Raw genomic sequence first — 16887 nt, 5'->3', positions numbered from 1 at the left:
AGATTTACCATTTCGGCTTTTGCCCGACAATCATTGTTAGAGCAATTGGAGAGTCCTCTCCCCATGTTTCTCTCCCATCTTCATCTTTTCCCCAAAAATCTTTCACGGCTTCTATCAACCAAATAATACACCATTGGTACCAGATAAACTGTCAATATCAATGAAGAAAGTAGCCCACCGATAATGACCCAAGCCAGCCCGTTTTTCCATTCGCTGGCGGTACCGCTGGCCATAGCAATGGGCAGCATACCGATTGCCATAGAGAGCGTCGTTATTAAAATTGGGCGCATCCTTTCCTTACCTGCTTGAATCAATGCCTCCCGATAATGCAAGCCTTTTGATTTGAGTTGGTTGGTAAAATCCACGATTAATATGGCATTTTTCGTCACTAAGCCCATGAGCATAATCAGACCCAACAGGGCGAACAAGCTTAAATTACTTAAAGACAAATTCAGTGCCAAGAATGCCCCAATCGCTGCCACCGGTATCGAAAATAAAGCGACAAAGGGATACACAAAACTATCGTACAAAGCCACCATAATCAGGTAAATCAGCAAAAACGAAATCGCTAAGACACTGCCCAAAGCGCCAAAACTATCGTTCTGTCGTTTAATATCGCTGCCCCAGGTCAGACTCATGCCTTCGGGCAAAGGGTTTTTCTTTAAATAGGCGACCACTTCGTCGGCTACAGTACCTGAAGGCCGGCCTAAAGCGTCGGCGGTGAGGGTGATTGCTGGTTGACGGTCTTTGCGTTCCAACAGCGAGGGGGTTTGGCCTTTAACAACCTGGGCGAATTGTGCCACTTGCAAGGGTAGCCCCGCAGGACTAAGTATGTTCAGTCGGCTGACATCCTCATAATTGCGGCGGTCAAAATCAGCCAACCATATCCGTATTGGGTACTCCGTGCCGTTTTCCGTGAGACTGGCGTCGTCATTTCCGGTAAAAGCGATGCGGAGGTTTTGTCCTGTGTAAGCGGTGTTCAAGCCAAGCCGTTGCATCCTGTCTCTGTCGGGCAAAACCTGGTATTCTGGACTACCATCCTCGATGGACAATTGCACGTTGTCGGCACCCGGAATCTGCTGCACTACATCTTTGAGCTTTTTGCCTGTGGCCATAACTTTCGCCAAATCCCCCCCACTCAAGGTCATTTCTATTGGTGCAGAACGGGGTACCAGGCCCAATGCCGCCATGGAAAACCGGATGTTGGGATATTGTTTTTGCAATTCCCGCCGAATACGCAGCATGAAGTCTTCTGTCCGTAAATTGTGAATTTCTTTTTTGTCTCTCAGCTGCACGGTAAATTCCGTTTTATAGGGTGAGCCTACGCCCAAACTACCGATACCCGTACTCGGTCCGCCCACATTGCTGAACAGGGTTTTCACTTCCCCTTGTGCCAAAATATGATTTTCAATTTTCCCTGAAATGGCATTGTTGTACTGAATAGAGGTATTTTTATCAAATTCCAGGGCAAAGCGGAACTTCCCCTGGTCTCCGGTGGAAATCAGTTCTTTCCCAATGATGCCTTGTCTCATGATGCCCAAGGTCATCACAAAAAGCAGTAGAACGATACCCGTAAAAATGAGTTTATGATTCAACACCCAATTCAACTGTTTACCATACCCCTCGATAAAACGATCCAATATTTTTTCAAAACCAATCAAAAAGCGGTTGAAAAGATTGGTTGGTTGCAACTCCTCTTTTTTGCCGATGCGGGAGGCCATCCAGGGCGTAAGTGTAAAGCCAACCAGCAAACTGGTCAGGGTGGAAGTGATCACCACCACCGAAAATTGCTTCAACATATCCGCTACAAAAACCTGCAAAAACAAAATCGGTAAAAATACGACCACGTCCACCAGGGTTATGGACAATGCTGAAAAGCCGATTTCCATACGCCCGTCAAGTGCAGCTTTTCGCTTTTCCTTGCCCATATCCAAATGTCGTTGGATATTTTCCAAAACTACTACCGCATCGTCCACAAGGATGCCGACAATCAGCGACATGGCCAGGAGGGTCATCAGGTTGAGGGTATAATTGAATATCCACATGACTGCAAATGCAGTAATCAAGGAAGTTGGTATCGCCACAATAACAATCAGCGAATTTCTTAAACTGCGCAAGAACAGGAGCATCACCATTGACACGAGGATAACCGCCAGAATCAAATCTACCACCACACTATCCACGGCGGCGATGGTGTTGTCGGTACTGTCATCCGCAATCACGAATTGTACTTGTTGTTGGGTATTTTGTTTTTCAATTTTTTCAAATGCGCTACGCACCGCCTTAGAAACATTCACTGCATTGGCATCCCCTTGTTTTTTGAGCAAAAGTCCAATGCCGTTTTTGCCGTTGAAGCGGCTCACCGAAGTCACTTGTCGAATCCCATCCACCACTTCAGCCATGTCTTTGAGGTAAACTGGGCTGTTGGGCAATGGCATGGCAATTTGTACGTTGCGCAGCTGCTCAAGAGTGTTGAAATTGCCGACCAGGCGCACCGAATTGGTTTCGGTAGCAGTTTGTACATTTCCGGCAGGCAAATCCAAACCGGCTCGGTTGATGGCTTCAACCACTTGCAGTAGCGAAATTCGATAGTATTTGAGTTTCTCCTGATCGATTTTTACCTGTATTTCCCGTTCCTCGCCACCCAATAATGTGATTTCCGCTACGCCTTTTAATTGCTGGATTTGTGGCAAATACTCATCTTTCATTTTTTGATAAAAAACTGCTGCGGGTAAGCTGCTCGTCGCACTAACGGCCATTATTGGTAAATCATTAGGCGAAACTTTACTCATTACCGGATTTAGTATATCAGCAGGTAAATCCTTCCGAATATTTTCGATATAGCGTTGGGCATCCTGCATGGCCTGATCGAGGTCTGTGCCGTAATTCAGGTTCGCAATGATGACTGAGGCGTTGGGCAGGGACTTGGTGACCAGATAATCCACGCCTTCCAAATTGGACAAAGCATCCTCAATTTTTTGGGAGACGGATGTTTCTACTTCGTCAGGCGTAGCTCCTGGATAGCCCGTGCGGATAACGATAACTGGCTGGTTAAAATCGGGCATCAACTCGTAACTGAGGTTTCTATAACCAATGATTCCAAGTAGCGCAAATACGCTGAACAATACGATAATCAGCGAAGGGCGATTGATGGAAATTTCCGTGATATTCATACCCGATTAGTTTTTATTGGATAATTCAATCTTCCCAAACATCCCGGCTCGCAGCGCATGATTTGAAAAGTTATTTACGGTGAACTGCACCGGGAAACTACTGCCCATATTGGCTTTACTGGCAATCAAGGTTACTTTACCACTGAGTTTTTGGTTGGGAAAAGCGTCCGCTACTATACCATGGATTTGTCCAGTTTTGAAATATTTCAAATCACTTTCGGGCACATTGATTGTGAATCTCATTTGGCCAATGTCAAGGATGTGCAACAATGGAACACCAGGTGCTGCAAAGCCCCCTATTTCATTTAATTTGCCATAAACGATTCCGTTAAAAGGTGCTCTGATCGTGGTTTTACGGATTTGCTCCTGAATACTAGCCCGTTGCACCTGAGCAGATTTTAGTCCCAATTGGGCTTTCTCCAATTGAATGCCTTGCACCGCTTCGGCCTTCGTCAAAATGGTATAGCGATTCACATCCGCAGTCAAGCCCTCGATTTGTACGTCTACCGACTGCAACTGCAACTGCAAAAGCGCGTCATCCAGCCGCACCAAGGTTTGGCCTTTGGACACTACGCTGCCCGCATCTACCGTGATTTGATTGATTTTGCCGGGTGTTTCGGCACTAATTTTTGTCTCTCGGTAGGGTTCAAAAGTACCCGTAAACAGGAGTTTGTCTATTGCAGGTTGTGGTGCTGCCGAAGAATCTTCACGGGTTAAAGCAGGTGCTTCGGTAGGGTCATAATGAAAGACCCGCTCCTCGACAACGACTTTATTTTTTCTCAACTGAAAGGCAATGCCACCAAAAATGGCCATCAAAATGACAATGGGCACCAAGTAGGACAATATCTTGTTCATGGTTTAATTTTTGAGTGAGCTGGACGCTTTTTTCAATTCCAAATCAGCTTTCAGGTATTCGACAAGGGTATTGAGATACTGGTTTTGTTCCGCTCTCAAGTCATTGTCTGCCATCAGAGTATCCGTAATGTTAGCCGTACCTTGCTGTTGTTGGACAAGCGTTTGTCGATAGACCGAGTTGGCCAACGCTATTTGTTGTCGTGCGGTTGGAATATTGGCTTGTGCTGTATTTCTCTGCAAAATAAGGTTCGCCACTTGTAGGTCGTTTTGCGCTTGTATTTGTTCAAGTTGCAAGCGATTGCTGGTGATTTCCACCTGTTTTTGAGCGAGCTTAAAGCGAGTCGTCCTGTTCCAGATCGGATAAGTGGTTTGGGCACCAATGAAGCCAGTAGGAAATATTTTGAAAAAGGGATCTGGCTGATTGCTGTATCCAAACCCCGCCAGGCCATAACTTGCAACTAATGAAACGGTTGGCAATTTTGATTTTTTCAGAAAGTCCAATTCATTGGCTAAAATGCGGTTTTGAACCTGCATCATGCGGGCATCCACTGATGCAGAAACCGGGTAGTCGAGCTTGTCCATCGGTTCAACATCGGTTGAAATAGATAGTGGTGCATCCAAATTTTGCCCCATGAAAAACTTTAAACTATTGAGCACCTGTGCCAACTTTCCGTCCAATTGCAAGCGCTGTGCTTGCAATTGAGCCTGTTGCAGTTCGACTTTTACAGTGTCCGTACCCTTTGCCAACCCTTGTGTGCGCAACAATCGAATCGTAGCAAGCAGGCGGTCGACATTAATCAAGTTGCTGTCCACGAACAACCGCTGGTGCTGTAAAATCTGGGCATTGTAATACAGGTTTGTTACCTCGAAAATGACTTGTTCCTCGCTTTTTTCAACTTGCAAAGTGCCCATGTCAGCCGCAATCTCCGCACCCTTTACACCCGCTTTGATTTGGGGGTTGTAAAGTGGCAGGACCAACTGAATATTTGTGACAAGATTGTGCGGTACACCGAATTGTGCTTCTTTATACTGTCCCTCCGGGCCATTGAATACAGACAAGGGCAAGAGTTGGTAAGGTAAGTTCGTGAAAAACTTATAATCAGCCAGTACTGTTGCCTTGGGCAGCAAATTCGACTTTGCCTCTTGTTGTCTGAGTTGATTGAGGTTGAGGTTGTTCCTTACAACTTGCAGGTTTTTGTTGTTGGACAAAGCATTAGCAATGCATTGCGGCAAAGTCTGGGTTTGTGCATGCAAGACATTGCGGCTTTGCCCAATCAACAAAATCCCCAAAACAACCACAAGTATGTGAATATTCACTAACTTCATGGAGCAAATTTTTTACTTGATGAGCAAGAGTTGGCTGTCTTGTAAACCCTTGACCCAATGTGTCACCATCGGTTCGATGTTGATGTAATCACCATTGGAGAGGGTCTGTTTGAAGCCTTTTTCGTTTTCAAAAACTACTTCACCCGCCACGCAGATCAGGATCGCAGGAACTTTGGTGACGTGCTTGTCGAGTAGCCCGTCCTTTTGGATTTGCAAAGCATTGACCACGCCTTCTTGTCCTTTGAAAAGTGGTTTTGCGGAGACGGCTTTGGTGACTTCGTGTATGGAACTGATGTTAGACATGTTTCGAGTATTTAAATGTTGAAAATTACCGATTACGGCATTTTTTTTCGTGGCGCAACTCGCCGTGAGCAGCAGCAGGGCTGCAAAAAAGATTATTTTTTTCATGGCTGAAATTTAATTTTTGATGAGGGTTAAAATGGCCTGTAGCATGCTTGTCCCTTGCCGATGAAGATCAAACTGGAAATTGGCGATGCGCCATTTGAACATTTGCAAGCGAAAACTACCCATGACGATGTGCGTCAATTCTTCGGTCGTGATGGCATTAGTGAAAAGTCCTTGTTGTTGCCCCTCCACGATGACGGGCATCAAATGTTTCATTTTTACTTGCATGATGTGAAGAATAGCTGCATTGATTTTTTGGCTTACTTCCATGAGACCATCCGAAAAAACAGCAACCACGAAATGTGGGTTTTTGGAAAAAAAAGCGATCTGGTCAAGGAAAATGGCTTCCAACTTCTCCGCAGGTTTGTTGTGTGCAGGAGCTACTTTTTGCAACCTTTCGTCCATGTTCTCAGCCAAATATTCCAACATGGCTACCACAATTTCCTCTTTGCTGGCAAAATGACGATAAATCGCACTTTCCGAGAATTTCATTTCTTGTGCCAGATTTTTGATGGTCAAGCCATTGACACCTGAAGTGGACAAAATTCTGCCCGCTGCTTCAATGATTTCAAATTGCCTGCTGGAGATCGATGTTGCTGCCATTTAGTTATGGTGTTTTGATGCGTAAAAAAGAAAAACCCAGCCAAATTACCGAAGCCGTCATGGCCATGGCACCAATGAGGACAAGTGCGGGCGGCAAGCCAAAATAAACTTCTGACAGAATGCCAATCGGCATCAAAAGCCCCGTGAGTGCCAACCACGAAATGACTTTGACATTGGACAATTGCGACTGAAAGTGCAGCAGCAGGTAGCCAATTAGGATGTTTAGAAAAGCAAACAAGTTGCCATGCACATGCGCCAAGCGGGATTCGAAGTGCTTGCCGATGGAATAACTGTTCACCCAAGCCTCTTTGTCAGGGGCAAAGTCGCGAAGATAAATCAGCAGAAACCCGTAAGCCATGAAAAAACCCATGGTGAGGAAGCCGATTGCAATGTTGTTTTTACCGTTCATTTTGCAAAGTTAACAAAAGTTAGTGAACATTCACTAACTCTCAAACAACAAAGACCAAAAAAAGTTTTGCTCTTATTTAGAAGAAGGATTTCCTTTTGTTTAAACATCCAATAAAAAAGGATCAGCAGAAAAAGGACCGCAACACACTTGCAATACAGTGGTTTGATGCTTGAAATAAACAGAGAACAAACAGGTTTATTCCAATCCCCAATCCGTAAATCCGCACATTAATCAATATTTTTTACCTTTGTGCGTTCTTTTTCCCAGCTTCAATCAATCAACCAAAAAACATGAAAAAGATCACGATTCTTAGCATCGTATTTTCCTTGTTCATCAGCGGCCTTTGGGCTCAAAATCAAATGAGTAAAATGGATTCTGTTAGTTACAACCTGGGTATCTTGATTGCCCAAAACCTCAAGCAGCAGGGTTTGGGCGACGTAAACCCTGCCCAATTGGCCAAAGGTGTGGCCGATGCCCTTGCGGGCGCCAGTGTAGATCTGGCCAAGTGCAATGAGTCGGTATCTGAATACATTCAGGCTCAGCAAGCCAAAAAGTTTGAAGGCAATGTTGCTGCGGGCAAGAAGTTTTTGGAAGAAAACAAACTACGTCCTGGAGTGGTTACAACTGCCAGCGGCCTGCAATACGAAGTGATGAAACCAGGCACGGGGGCCAAACCTACTGCCGCCGATAAAGTCACCGTACATTACCACGGTACGCTTTTGGATGGCAGCATCTTCGATAGCTCGGTGAACCGCGGCCAACCGGCTACCTTTGGCGTTACCCAAGTGATCCAGGGCTGGGTAGAAGGCTTGCAATTGATGCCACTGGGGTCAAAATACAAGTTTTTCATTCCTTACAACCTGGGTTACGGCGAACGTGGAGCAGGCGGCGACATTGGCCCGTTTGCAACTTTGATCTTCGAAGTTGAATTGTTGAAAATCAATTAAATAAAGATGAGAGATGAAAGAGGAGAGATGAAAGATAAGAGATGAAAGATGCTACCGCAGAGACTTAGACAAGGTCATCGTCAAAAAGGCTGCGGTAGCATCTTTCATCTCTCAACTCTCATCTTTCCTCTTTCAACTCTCATCTTTCATCTCTATTATGCGCATCGACATCATCACCGTTCAACCCGACCTCCTCGACAGCCCCTTCGCCCACTCGATCATGAAAAGAGCGCGGGACAAGGGATTGCTACAAGTTGAAGTCCACAACCTGCGGGAATACGGCCTCGGCCAACACCGCCAGGTAGACGACTATCAGTTTGGGGGTGGAGCAGGCATGGTCATGATGTTGGAGCCCATTGTGGTTTGTATCGAAAAGCTCCAGGCCGAACGCAGGTACGACGAGGTGATCTTCATGACCCCCGATGGCCAACGTTTTGATCAAAAAACGGCCAACCGCCTGTCGATGAAGGAAAACCTCATCATCCTGTGCGGCCATTATAAGGGCATTGACGAACGCATCCGCGAGCATTTCATCACGATGGAGATTTCCATTGGTGATTTTGTACTTTCGGGTGGTGAGTTGCCTGCGGCCCTGGTGGTTGATGCCATTGGGCGTTTGATCCCGGGGGTGCTCAATGATGAAACTTCGGCACTGTTCGACTCTTTCCAGGACGACTTGTTGGCCCCACCTGTCTATACCCGCCCCGCCGAATTCAGGGGCTGGGGCGTACCCGAAGTCCTGCTTTCCGGCAACTTCAAAGCCATCGACGATTGGCGTTACGACGAGGCTTTGCGCCGAACGCAGGAGCGTCGTCCTGATTTATTGGAAGAAAAATAGCCCCAACACCAGCAGCATCCAGCCACATGAAAATTGACATCATCCTTCCTTGTTACAATCCGATCCCCGGCTGGTCAAACAACATCATCCAATCTTATCAGCACATCCTGGAATTGGCACCTCAATTTCAAATCCGCATCATTTTGGTCAATGACGGAAGTGTACGCAATGTGGATGAGCAAGATTTCGAAAAACTGGGCCATGCATTGCCGCAGTTTCACCCCATCCAGTATACCCCAAACCGAGGCAAGGGCTATGCCATTCGCATGGGCGCTGAGGTCGCTGATGCCCCTTATGTTTTGTTTACCGATATTGACTTTCCCTATTTGGAAGAAGATTTGATCGCCATGGTACAGCAGCTGCATCAAGCCAAAACAGACATTGTGGTGGGCGTGCGGGCAGGCAATTATTACCAAAACGTCCCAATGTGGCGGGCTTTTATTTCCAAAATGCTCAAGTTGATGATTCGAACCTTGTTGCGGGTGAAAATCACGGACTCGCAGGGGGGATTAAAGGGGTTTTCTCAAAAAGGCTTGACGGTATTAAAGTCAACCCAAATTGACCGATATTTATTTGATTTGGAACTGATCAAATTGGCTTCCCAGCACAAAGACATTGACTTGCAGCCGATGGTGGTCAATTTAAAGCCCCATGTCGTTTTTGCACCCGTTGGATTGGCCATTTTGCGCCGGGAATTTGGCAATTTTTTGAAGGTTTTATTCATGCGCTAGACTAGCCGCCAAAGCTTTGTACAATTGCCCATCTTTGGAAATGCGTGCTCCGTTTTCAATCATTCGGAACAATTCGGCTTCCCGATCTCCATTTTGATACGCCTTTTCAGCCGTATAGACCTTGGCTGTGATCACTCCACTTTGAATTTTTTGCAAAATTTCAGCCGTATTTTCCGCCGTAAAAACGTCAGATTCGCTTGCTCCGTCGAGTGTCAATCCCACTAAAACGATTTTTTCCTTTTGGCAATGAAAGGTCTTAATATCTTTGGGGCTGTGAAATTCAAGAAATGCCAGTTCTTGAAGTGTACGTTCAAAGAGGGCATCGCTGAATTGTTCGATCAATTCGTCTACTTTTGGCGATTGATCGGCCTTTAGTTGAACCCAATCCGAGCCGGGAATGCCATTGAGCGCTAAAAAACGCACAAAATCGGGTTCGAGACCTTGTAATTCCTGGCTTGTAAAGCGGCGATACTTCATGGTAGAAAAATTTTTGCGGAGCAAAAGTCTGTAAAATTTCAATTGCACCCAAAGAAGCTGTTTGAATTTCACTAACATTGCAAAAAAACACAGTACAACCAATATGGAATCAACTACACTCTTAATGCCGAATTTTGCCGATCCACAAGTTTGGATCAGTCTGCTCACCCTTACTTTTTTAGAAATTGTACTGGGGGTAGACAACATCATTTTCATTTCGATTGCAGCCAACAAATTGAACCCCACTGATCAAGCCAAAGCCCGCAACATCGGGATGTTGTTGGCGATGGTTTTTCGGGTGATCTTGCTGTTTGGTATATCGTATCTGATTGCCATGCAGAATCCCATCCTCAGCTTTCATGGAACGTATTTCCACGCGGGGTTCACTGGCCAAAGTTTGATTCTGATCGCCGGGGGCTTGTTTTTGTTGTACAAAGCCACCAGCGAAATCCACCACAAGTTGGAAGGTGCACACGCTGTGGATGACGACATGAATCAGGGGGCCAAAATTTTTGCCTCCTTGCCCAAAGTCATCGTTCAAATTGCCTTGATCAACATTGTCTTTTCTTTTGACTCCATTCTGACCGCGGTGGGTTTGACCAAGGATTTGACCATTATGATTGTATCCGTAGTCATTTCCATCCTGATCATGATGGCTTTTGCCGGGCCAGTGGGCAGCTTTGTCAACCGCCACCCAACGATCCAAATGTTGGGCTTGGCTTTCCTGATCATGATTGGTTTTATGCTGATTGCGGAAGGTGCACACTTGGCGCACTTGGACATTGCCGGATCAGAAGTAGGCACTGTGCCCAAGGGCTATCTCTATTTCTCCATCGCCTTCTCTCTATTTGTAGAGGCGCTGAATATGCGCTTGCGCAAAAAAGAAGACCCGGTCCAATTGCGTGGTTATCAAGAAGAAGCCATTCAGGAAGGGGTGATGAAACCTTAAATTTAAAGATGAGAGATGAAAGATGAGAGATGAAAGTTGAAAAGGGGATTACCGCTTTCATCTCTCATCTTTCATCTCTTTTTATTTATTTTTGCGCCCAAATTCACTAACCAACCACTACAATCATGTTCAAATCGAGTTTGTTGACCCTTATTTTGGGTTTTGCCATAGCTTTTAGCTTGTCTTCCTGCGGAGGCAAGGGTGGCGCAAAAAATGAAAACGTTTTTTTGAATGACTTTGAAGCTTTTTATGGCTTCAACGAAAAAGTAGACAAAGGCAAAGCCCACAGTGGCGAATGTTATTACACCATTGATTCTACCTTGGAGTACAGCATGGGCTTCATTCGGAAGTTCAACAAAATTTCTGCTAAAAAATACAAGAAGGTCAAATTTTCGGCCTTTGTATTGTTGCCAGTAGCCAATTCCTCGGTTGATATGGTAATTCAGGTTTGGGATCCCAATGTAACACCCCTCAAGGTTCAATCTGCGCCAATCACAGGTCAGTTGGGCGTCAACAAGTGGATCGAAGTTTCGCTGGAACTACCTTTGACGGGCAACCTGTACAACCCTGAAAATGACTTGCGTTGTTTTTTCTTCAATGCCAACCGCAATCAAATTTTTGTAGACGACTTCAAGGTGGAGCTGTTTGAATAATTATTTAAATTAGTGCTTCACGAAATCGAGGCAACGCACAGTAGAGACGCATGGCCGTGCGTCTCTACAATCCGGGATCATCAGACGTTTATTGTTTATGCTTCTTTCTTTTTAGTAAAGTATCCTTTCAGCGCCTGGTAAACTATCGGCAATATGCTGATGCCAATCACACCCAAAACGACCAAGCTGAAATTCTCCTTCACCACGGGCACATTGCCAAACCAATAACCCAACATGGTAATCGGCACCACCCAAATAAAGGCGCTAAAGATCGTGTAAAACATATAACTGCCCCAGCTCATCTGCCCCACTCCGGCAATAAAGGGCACAAAGCTGCGCATGATGGGCACAAAACGGCTCAATACCACCGCCATCGCGCCGTATTTGTCATAAAAAGCCTTGGTGCGCTCCAGGTACTCCATTTTGATCCATCGGCTTTTGATCTGGAAGATGCGCGGGCCGAAATAACGACCAATCGCATAGTTTACCGTATTGCCCAGTACTGCCGCCACAAAAAACAGGATGATCAGCAAGGTGATGTCCAGTTTTTGGGCACTAGCGGCCAAGGCACCCGCTGCAAACAAAAGGCTATCTCCGGGCAAGATTGGGGTTACGACCAACCCCGTTTCGGCAAAAACAATGAGGAACAAAATGATGTAGACCAGATTCCCGTATTGGTTGACCATTTCCAGGAGGTGATCGTCGATGTGGAGGATAAAATCAATCAATTGGCCGATGAAAAGGAACATGTCGTGTGATTTTAATGCGGTCTAACAATTGCGCTGCAAAGGAAAGAATAAAATTCACAAAAACTTCATGTTCAGAGGCTACATTTTCATAGGCCAAACTGTACTTTTCCAGCAAATTTCAGGTCATGTTCAAAAGATATCTCGCCTTTTTGCTCCTATTGAGTCCCTTTGCTTGTCAGGATACCGCCTTGTCAGGCCACAAAAATAACCTGCCCCCTCGCCGCATCGAATTGCCTGATGGCTGGAGCATTAGCCCCGTTGGGCAGCAATTGGTATTGGGTGATCTCCCACTCCAAGTGCTGCTCAGCGCTGATGGCCAACGAGCAGCGGTGAGCAATAATGGCCAAAGTGGACACTCCTTGCAATGGCTTGACCTGGAAAAAGATACGCTGTTGCACACACTGGAAGTTCCAAAGGCTTGGTATGGACTGGCTTTAAACGCAAAGGGTGATGTGTTGTATGCCTCTGGTGGGAATGACAACAACGTGCGACAGTACCAGATTGTCAAAGATAAGTTACAACTCAAAGATTCCATCTCCCTTGGCGCTCCCTGGCCCAAAGCCGCCATCTGGACGGCAGGGCTTTGCCTGGATGAACCCGCTCAAACCCTTTATGCGCTAGGGAAAGATTCGAAAACACTGTACGTTCTCGACTTGAAGCAGAAAAAAGTGCGCCATCAAATTGAGCTGGGTGCACAACCCTATGCCTGTCTTTTGTCTCAAAATAAAAAAGAACTCTACATTTCCCTTTGGGGAGGCAAAGCCTTGGCCATTTACGACATTGCGCAGCAAAAAATCAGCTCCCAAATCCCTACTGGCCTACACCCAACTGAAATGCTGCAAAGCAAGGATGGCCAACGTTTGTTTGTGGCCTGTGCCGACGACAATACGGTTGAAGTGATTGACCTGCAAAAACGGCAAGTGACCGAAACCCTGGTCGCCGCCCTGTACCCGGATGCCCCAACGGGTAGCGCGCCCAATTCCCTGGCCCTCTCTGATGATGGCAAAACCCTATTTGTCGCCAATGCCGACAACAATTGCCTGGTGGTTTTTGACATCGAAGCAGCAGGAGAAACCGAAGTAGAAGGTTTTATGCCCACCGGCTGGTATCCTACCTCAGTGCGGGTAAAGGGCGATAAAATTTATGTAGCCAATGGCAAAGGGAGTATTGGTTCCCTGGCCAACCCACACGGCCCCCAACCCAATGACGAGGGTCACGGAAGTGGCGAATACATTGGCGGACTGTTCAAAGGTTCTCTGTCCATCATCGATAGGCCCGATGAAAGCCAGTTGAAGCAATATTCCCGCTGGGTGTACCAAAATACCCCCTACACCAAGGCCATCGAACAAAAGGCTGCAGGCGAAGCCGGGAACCCCATCCCGAGGGTGGTAGGCGAACCTTCGCCCATCCGCTACGTGTTTTACATCCTGCGCGAAAACCGCACTTACGATCAGGTCTTTGGCGACATCAAACGCGGCAATGGCGACCCTGCCCTCTGTTTGTTTCCTGATAGTGTGACGCCCAATGCCCATAAGCTGGCCAATGAGTTTGTGCTGCTCGACAATTTTTACGTCAATGCCGAAGTAAGTGCCGACGGACACAGCTGGTCGATGGGGGGCTATGCCAATGACTACCTGGAAAAGACCTGGCCCACCAATTACGGAGGCAAAGGCGGCAGTTACGACTACGAGGGGCAAAACCCCAGCGCGGTGCCCAAAATGGGCTTTATCTGGGACCATTGTTTGCGCAACAAGGTCAGTTTTCGCAATTACGGAGAGATGGGTTATGGCTTCAATCCGGCCATCCCACCCTCGCTGCGGCCCTATACTTGCCGACAATACCCGGCCTGGGATTTGAACACCAAAGATTCGCTGCGCTACGAGCGCTGGAAAACGGATTTTGATTCCTTGCTCAGCAAAAATGCAGTGCCAAAGCTGAGCATCATTGGTTTGGGTGGCGACCACACTTCCGGTGCAGCGCCCGGTGCCCGTACCCCCGCCGCCATGGTGGCCGACAACGATTGGGCTTTGGGAAAAATCATTGAACACATCTCCCGTAGCTCCATTTGGAAGGAAGCCGCAGTATTTGTGATCGAAGATGACGCCCAGAATGGCCCCGATCACGTGGATGCACACCGCTCGATCGCCTTGGTCGCCAGCCCCTATACCAAACGCCAGCATTACGAACGTACGATGTACTCCACGGCAAGTATAGTGCGTACCATCGAGTTGATTCTCGGCCTCAAACCGATGAGCCAGTACGATGCGGCGGCTACTTCACTGTACGCTTGTTTTGATAAAAAGCCGAATCTACAAGCGTATACCGCAGCACCTTATCGCATTTCCTTGAACCAACTTAACCCCAGTCGGGGCAGACTATCCCAACTTTCGCGCAATTTGCCGCTGCAAAAAATGGATCAGGTGCCGGATTTGTTGTTCAGTGAAATTGTGTGGAAGGCGGTAAGAGGGGAGAAATCGGTGATGCCTGCGCCACGGAGGGGGGCGTTTATTCGGGGGCGGGAGGAGGAGGAGTGAGATTGCCTCCAAGGGAAACGCTGAGGTGATAGGCAGGAGTATAGCCAATGATGAATGCCGACACTATTCCAAAATAAACTTCTTCCGACTAACCGCGGAGCGGTTGAATTCAGAATAGCCCCGGTCGTCCGGGGAAAAGGAACGCGGCAGGTGTTTGCAACCGCGGAGGCGGTTGAACTATCCCTCCAGATGCTTATCTCGAATGGGTTGAAACATTACCAAAGCGGCATTCTTATTAGCACAAAGGGAAAAAAGTGAGGACACGGAGGACACAGAGTTGGATGTTGACAGGAGCTTCGGTTGGTGGATTGTTTCGTCGTTGGGTTAAATGACGGTGTGGCGGATTTTGTTGATGGTGTTGATCCCTGCAAGGTGAACACAATCACATTCTAAATAAAAACCCCGAAGGGGTGACAGGATTATAGAAATTGGTGATTGCCAAAGTCGTTATCCAAGATAAACCCCGAAGGGGTGGTATTATTTACATTTTCAGCCGACGTGTGAAAGAATAATACCACCCCTCTGGGTTTTATCATCCAGGATTGCCTGAATATTTCTGGTTACACCCGCCGCCGTTTCACAAACGCTTCCAGCACATTGCCAGCCAAACGCTGCTGTTCCGCGCTCCGGCCTACATCCAGCACCAATTCATCCCCACTTGAGCCATCCGGCCCTTCAAATCGTTCGATCCAAAAGCTGAAATCCGATTCCAGCTCCTGAATGATGCGGATGCGTTGCTCGCCTACCTGTACGCGCAAAAGCGGATTACCATCGGCGGATTCCTGAATGATGTGGTAATCCGGGGCAAAAGTGGCAATTGTGGCAATTGTGTTGATCCAGTTGATCGGTGTATGGTTCATTGTTGTAGATGTTAGTTCAAAATAAAGAATAAAATCGCAAAAAACAGCACCATCACAAAGGCCCTTCCGGCCAGCACCTCAATGTCTACGCGTACATCTCGGGTTTTGCGGTTTTGGAAGGTGCGGCGTTTGGTGGCGTCGAGGCCATCGGCCCCTTCGATGTAGCGCTCAGCCTGCTCGAATTGTTCGGCGCGTTCGGCGAACTCCGACTTGCTGAGTAGGCCCTTTCAGCCGCTGGAGCAAGCCCTTCGCCTGTGTACGGGTGAGCGGCTCGTCCTGACTCCAGGATACCGATTTTTCCAGGCCATTGCCTTGGGCCTGCATCCGGCCACGGTGCGGCTTACTCATGGGCGTGGTTTTTGAGGGACAAAAAATGGGCTGGGAAAGTTCCGCCACTGAGCCGTTTTTTGGGTAAGCAGAGGAATGGGAATGAAGTTTGGTTTGGTCATTGTTGAGGAATTTTGTTAATTGCGTAAGAAGTTTTTCTCGACGCTACAAAGATAACTAAAAGTATTTAATAGTAAATATTTTTAGCTAAAAATATTTTCAATGCCCAAAAAAGCACCAGCTGATTTGACTGTTCATACCCGGGTAAAAGAGACACTCAAGTCCCTGAATCTTGACCAAACGACCCTCGCGCAAAAACTGGAGGTTACCCAAACCATGGTCAGTATGGCGCTGCGTGGCACCAACCAAAAAACCTTCCTGCGCTTGTTGACCCTGCTGAAAAATGAATACAACCTGGACTTTAATGAGAACCCCTCAGGTGGTGACTACATCGAAATGATCAAAACGGAACTGCAGGATTTGCAAGACAAAATGGGGGAGGTGTTAAAAGGGATTGAGGAGTTGAAGGAGATGATGAAGAAGTAAACATTAAGCCATACAACTAACCGCAGAGCGGTTCAATTTAGAATAGCCCCGGTCGTCCGGGGAAAAGGAACGCGGCAGGTGTTTGCAACCGCGGTAGCGGTTGAACAATTCCTCCAGATGCTTATCTCAGATGGTTCAAAAATTACCAAAGCGGCATTTTTATTGGCACAAAGGAAAAAAGAAGAGGACACAGAGGACACAGAGTTGGATGTTGACGGGGGGGAGAGTACTTAATTTGATAGAGTCATCTTTTGAAGGTGAATCAAGTTCAAACCTCAATCCGCATCCTCATCACCCACAGAGAAACCTTGCTACCCAAACTCATGAATGGAGAAATTCGGGAGCAATAAGGAACAAAAGATCATTTTTTGTAACTATTTAGCGCCCGAAGGGCGCGACATATATTTGGGTGCTGCAAGCAGCACGAAGTTCATTGAAAACATTGAGTTGATGCTTACGACAGGTACTAATGAAGCCTTGAATTCGGGCATAGGTTTCAGCACCC

17 protein-coding genes are annotated in these 16887 nt (G+C 46.9%); 7 read left to right on the top strand and 10 right to left on the bottom strand.

Annotated elements, in window-relative coordinates:
- Nucleotides 1–80 precede the first annotated feature (80 nt).
- From ACEW9O_RS00085 to ACEW9O_RS00060, 6 genes are read right to left on the bottom strand one after another with little or no spacing between them, the layout of a single operon-like run.
- Entirely contained in the window at nt 81–3173 is a 3093-nt protein-coding gene (locus tag ACEW9O_RS00085) for an efflux RND transporter permease subunit (protein ID WP_373548067.1), read from the bottom strand.
- Nucleotides 3174–3179: 6 nt separating this feature from the next.
- The gene (locus ACEW9O_RS00080; protein WP_373548066.1) at nt 3180–4028 is read right to left on the bottom strand and encodes an efflux RND transporter periplasmic adaptor subunit; all 849 of its coding nucleotides are present in this window, start codon (nt 4026–4028) and stop codon (nt 3180–3182) included.
- Nucleotides 4029–4031: 3 nt separating this feature from the next.
- Nucleotides 4032–5354 (bottom strand): TolC family protein, encoded by a 1323-nt coding sequence (locus tag ACEW9O_RS00075; protein WP_373548065.1) that lies wholly within the window; start codon nt 5352–5354, stop codon nt 4032–4034.
- A gap of 12 nt (nt 5355–5366) precedes the next feature.
- Nucleotides 5367–5762 (bottom strand): hypothetical protein, encoded by a 396-nt coding sequence (locus ACEW9O_RS00070; protein ID WP_373548064.1) that lies wholly within the window; start codon nt 5760–5762, stop codon nt 5367–5369.
- A 9-nt stretch (nt 5763–5771) separates the two neighbouring features.
- Complete coding sequence (locus ACEW9O_RS00065) at nt 5772–6362, bottom strand: TetR/AcrR family transcriptional regulator (RefSeq protein WP_373548063.1); 591 nt, start codon at nt 6360–6362, stop codon at nt 5772–5774.
- A gap of 4 nt (nt 6363–6366) precedes the next feature.
- Nucleotides 6367–6771, bottom strand: coding sequence for a hypothetical protein (locus ACEW9O_RS00060; RefSeq protein ID WP_373548062.1), 405 nt, complete (start codon nt 6769–6771; stop codon nt 6367–6369).
- Nucleotides 6772–7061: 290 nt separating this feature from the next.
- On the opposite strand from ACEW9O_RS00060, the gene ACEW9O_RS00055 reads away from it, so the two are divergent.
- From ACEW9O_RS00055 to ACEW9O_RS00045, 3 genes are all read left to right on the top strand, one after another.
- Nucleotides 7062–7718, top strand: a complete 657-nt coding sequence (locus tag ACEW9O_RS00055; RefSeq protein WP_373548061.1) for an FKBP-type peptidyl-prolyl cis-trans isomerase — start codon at nt 7062–7064, stop codon at nt 7716–7718.
- A 157-nt stretch (nt 7719–7875) separates the two neighbouring features.
- The gene (trmD, locus tag ACEW9O_RS00050) at nt 7876–8556 is read left to right on the top strand and encodes a tRNA (guanosine(37)-N1)-methyltransferase TrmD (protein ID WP_373548060.1); all 681 of its coding nucleotides are present in this window, start codon (nt 7876–7878) and stop codon (nt 8554–8556) included.
- A gap of 26 nt (nt 8557–8582) precedes the next feature.
- Nucleotides 8583–9287, top strand: coding sequence for a glycosyltransferase family 2 protein (locus ACEW9O_RS00045; RefSeq protein ID WP_373548059.1), 705 nt, complete (start codon nt 8583–8585; stop codon nt 9285–9287).
- Here ACEW9O_RS00045 and ACEW9O_RS00040 read toward each other — a convergent pair.
- Nucleotides 9273–9764 (bottom strand): DUF6495 family protein, encoded by a 492-nt coding sequence (locus ACEW9O_RS00040; RefSeq protein ID WP_373548058.1) that lies wholly within the window; start codon nt 9762–9764, stop codon nt 9273–9275. The two genes, ACEW9O_RS00045 and ACEW9O_RS00040, sit on opposite strands and share 15 nt — an antisense overlap.
- 103 nt (nt 9765–9867) lie before the next feature.
- Here ACEW9O_RS00040 and ACEW9O_RS00035 point away from each other — a divergent pair, with 103 nt between their 5' ends.
- Together ACEW9O_RS00035 and ACEW9O_RS00030 are read left to right on the top strand one after the other, a co-directional pair.
- Nucleotides 9868–10713, top strand: coding sequence for a TerC family protein (locus ACEW9O_RS00035; RefSeq protein ID WP_373548057.1), 846 nt, complete (start codon nt 9868–9870; stop codon nt 10711–10713).
- Nucleotides 10714–10838: 125 nt separating this feature from the next.
- Nucleotides 10839–11366 (top strand): hypothetical protein, encoded by a 528-nt coding sequence (locus tag ACEW9O_RS00030; RefSeq protein WP_373548056.1) that lies wholly within the window; start codon nt 10839–10841, stop codon nt 11364–11366.
- A gap of 95 nt (nt 11367–11461) precedes the next feature.
- On the opposite strand, the gene ACEW9O_RS00025 is transcribed toward ACEW9O_RS00030, so the two are convergent.
- Nucleotides 11462–12115 (bottom strand): VTT domain-containing protein, encoded by a 654-nt coding sequence (locus ACEW9O_RS00025; RefSeq protein WP_373548055.1) that lies wholly within the window; start codon nt 12113–12115, stop codon nt 11462–11464.
- 125 nt (nt 12116–12240) lie between these two features.
- Between ACEW9O_RS00025 and ACEW9O_RS00020 the strand changes: the two genes are divergently transcribed.
- Entirely contained in the window at nt 12241–14649 is a 2409-nt protein-coding gene (locus ACEW9O_RS00020) for an alkaline phosphatase family protein (RefSeq protein ID WP_373548054.1), read from the top strand.
- Between the two features lie 560 nt (nt 14650–15209).
- Here the strand turns inward: ACEW9O_RS00020 and ACEW9O_RS00015 are convergent.
- Entirely contained in the window at nt 15210–15509 is a 300-nt protein-coding gene (locus ACEW9O_RS00015; RefSeq protein ID WP_373548053.1) for a hypothetical protein, read from the bottom strand.
- A 168-nt stretch (nt 15510–15677) separates the two neighbouring features.
- Complete coding sequence (locus ACEW9O_RS00010) at nt 15678–15857, bottom strand: hypothetical protein (RefSeq protein WP_373548052.1); 180 nt, start codon at nt 15855–15857, stop codon at nt 15678–15680.
- Between the two features lie 201 nt (nt 15858–16058).
- Between ACEW9O_RS00010 and ACEW9O_RS00005 the strand changes: the two genes are divergently transcribed.
- The gene (locus tag ACEW9O_RS00005) at nt 16059–16382 is read left to right on the top strand and encodes a hypothetical protein (protein WP_373548051.1); all 324 of its coding nucleotides are present in this window, start codon (nt 16059–16061) and stop codon (nt 16380–16382) included.
- Nucleotides 16383–16887: the final 505 nt, after the last annotated feature.

Origin of the sequence: Haliscomenobacter sp. (genome assembly GCF_041740695.1) — a bacterium.
GTDB lineage: Bacteria > Bacteroidota > Bacteroidia > Chitinophagales > Saprospiraceae > Haliscomenobacter.
The sequence above is the reverse complement of the archived record's forward strand: the minus strand, read 5'-3'. Positions and strand labels throughout refer to the sequence as shown.

What these genes read in the sequence shown, in the direction of transcription:
- ACEW9O_RS00085 (WP_373548067.1), bottom strand. Translation starts at nt 3,173, where the DNA reads ATGAATATCACGGAAATTTCCATCAATCGCCCTTCGCTGATTATCGTA.
- ACEW9O_RS00080 (WP_373548066.1), bottom strand. Translation starts at nt 4,028, where the DNA reads ATGAACAAGATATTGTCCTACTTGGTGCCCATTGTCATTTTGATGGCC.
- ACEW9O_RS00075 (WP_373548065.1), bottom strand. Translation starts at nt 5,354, where the DNA reads ATGAAGTTAGTGAATATTCACATACTTGTGGTTGTTTTGGGGATTTTG.
- ACEW9O_RS00070 (WP_373548064.1), bottom strand. Translation starts at nt 5,762, where the DNA reads ATGAAAAAAATAATCTTTTTTGCAGCCCTGCTGCTGCTCACGGCGAGT.
- ACEW9O_RS00065 (WP_373548063.1), bottom strand. Translation starts at nt 6,362, where the DNA reads ATGGCAGCAACATCGATCTCCAGCAGGCAATTTGAAATCATTGAAGCA.
- ACEW9O_RS00060 (WP_373548062.1), bottom strand. Translation starts at nt 6,771, where the DNA reads ATGAACGGTAAAAACAACATTGCAATCGGCTTCCTCACCATGGGTTTT.
- ACEW9O_RS00055 (WP_373548061.1), top strand. Translation starts at nt 7,062, where the DNA reads ATGAAAAAGATCACGATTCTTAGCATCGTATTTTCCTTGTTCATCAGC.
- trmD (WP_373548060.1), top strand. Translation starts at nt 7,876, where the DNA reads ATGCGCATCGACATCATCACCGTTCAACCCGACCTCCTCGACAGCCCC.
- ACEW9O_RS00045 (WP_373548059.1), top strand. Translation starts at nt 8,583, where the DNA reads ATGAAAATTGACATCATCCTTCCTTGTTACAATCCGATCCCCGGCTGG.
- ACEW9O_RS00040 (WP_373548058.1), bottom strand. Translation starts at nt 9,764, where the DNA reads ATGAAGTATCGCCGCTTTACAAGCCAGGAATTACAAGGTCTCGAACCC.
- ACEW9O_RS00035 (WP_373548057.1), top strand. Translation starts at nt 9,868, where the DNA reads ATGGAATCAACTACACTCTTAATGCCGAATTTTGCCGATCCACAAGTT.
- ACEW9O_RS00030 (WP_373548056.1), top strand. Translation starts at nt 10,839, where the DNA reads ATGTTCAAATCGAGTTTGTTGACCCTTATTTTGGGTTTTGCCATAGCT.
- ACEW9O_RS00025 (WP_373548055.1), bottom strand. Translation starts at nt 12,115, where the DNA reads ATGTTCCTTTTCATCGGCCAATTGATTGATTTTATCCTCCACATCGAC.
- ACEW9O_RS00020 (WP_373548054.1), top strand. Translation starts at nt 12,241, where the DNA reads ATGTTCAAAAGATATCTCGCCTTTTTGCTCCTATTGAGTCCCTTTGCT.
- ACEW9O_RS00015 (WP_373548053.1), bottom strand. Translation starts at nt 15,509, where the DNA reads ATGAACCATACACCGATCAACTGGATCAACACAATTGCCACAATTGCC.
- ACEW9O_RS00010 (WP_373548052.1), bottom strand. Translation starts at nt 15,857, where the DNA reads ATGAGTAAGCCGCACCGTGGCCGGATGCAGGCCCAAGGCAATGGCCTG.
- ACEW9O_RS00005 (WP_373548051.1), top strand. Translation starts at nt 16,059, where the DNA reads ATGCCCAAAAAAGCACCAGCTGATTTGACTGTTCATACCCGGGTAAAA.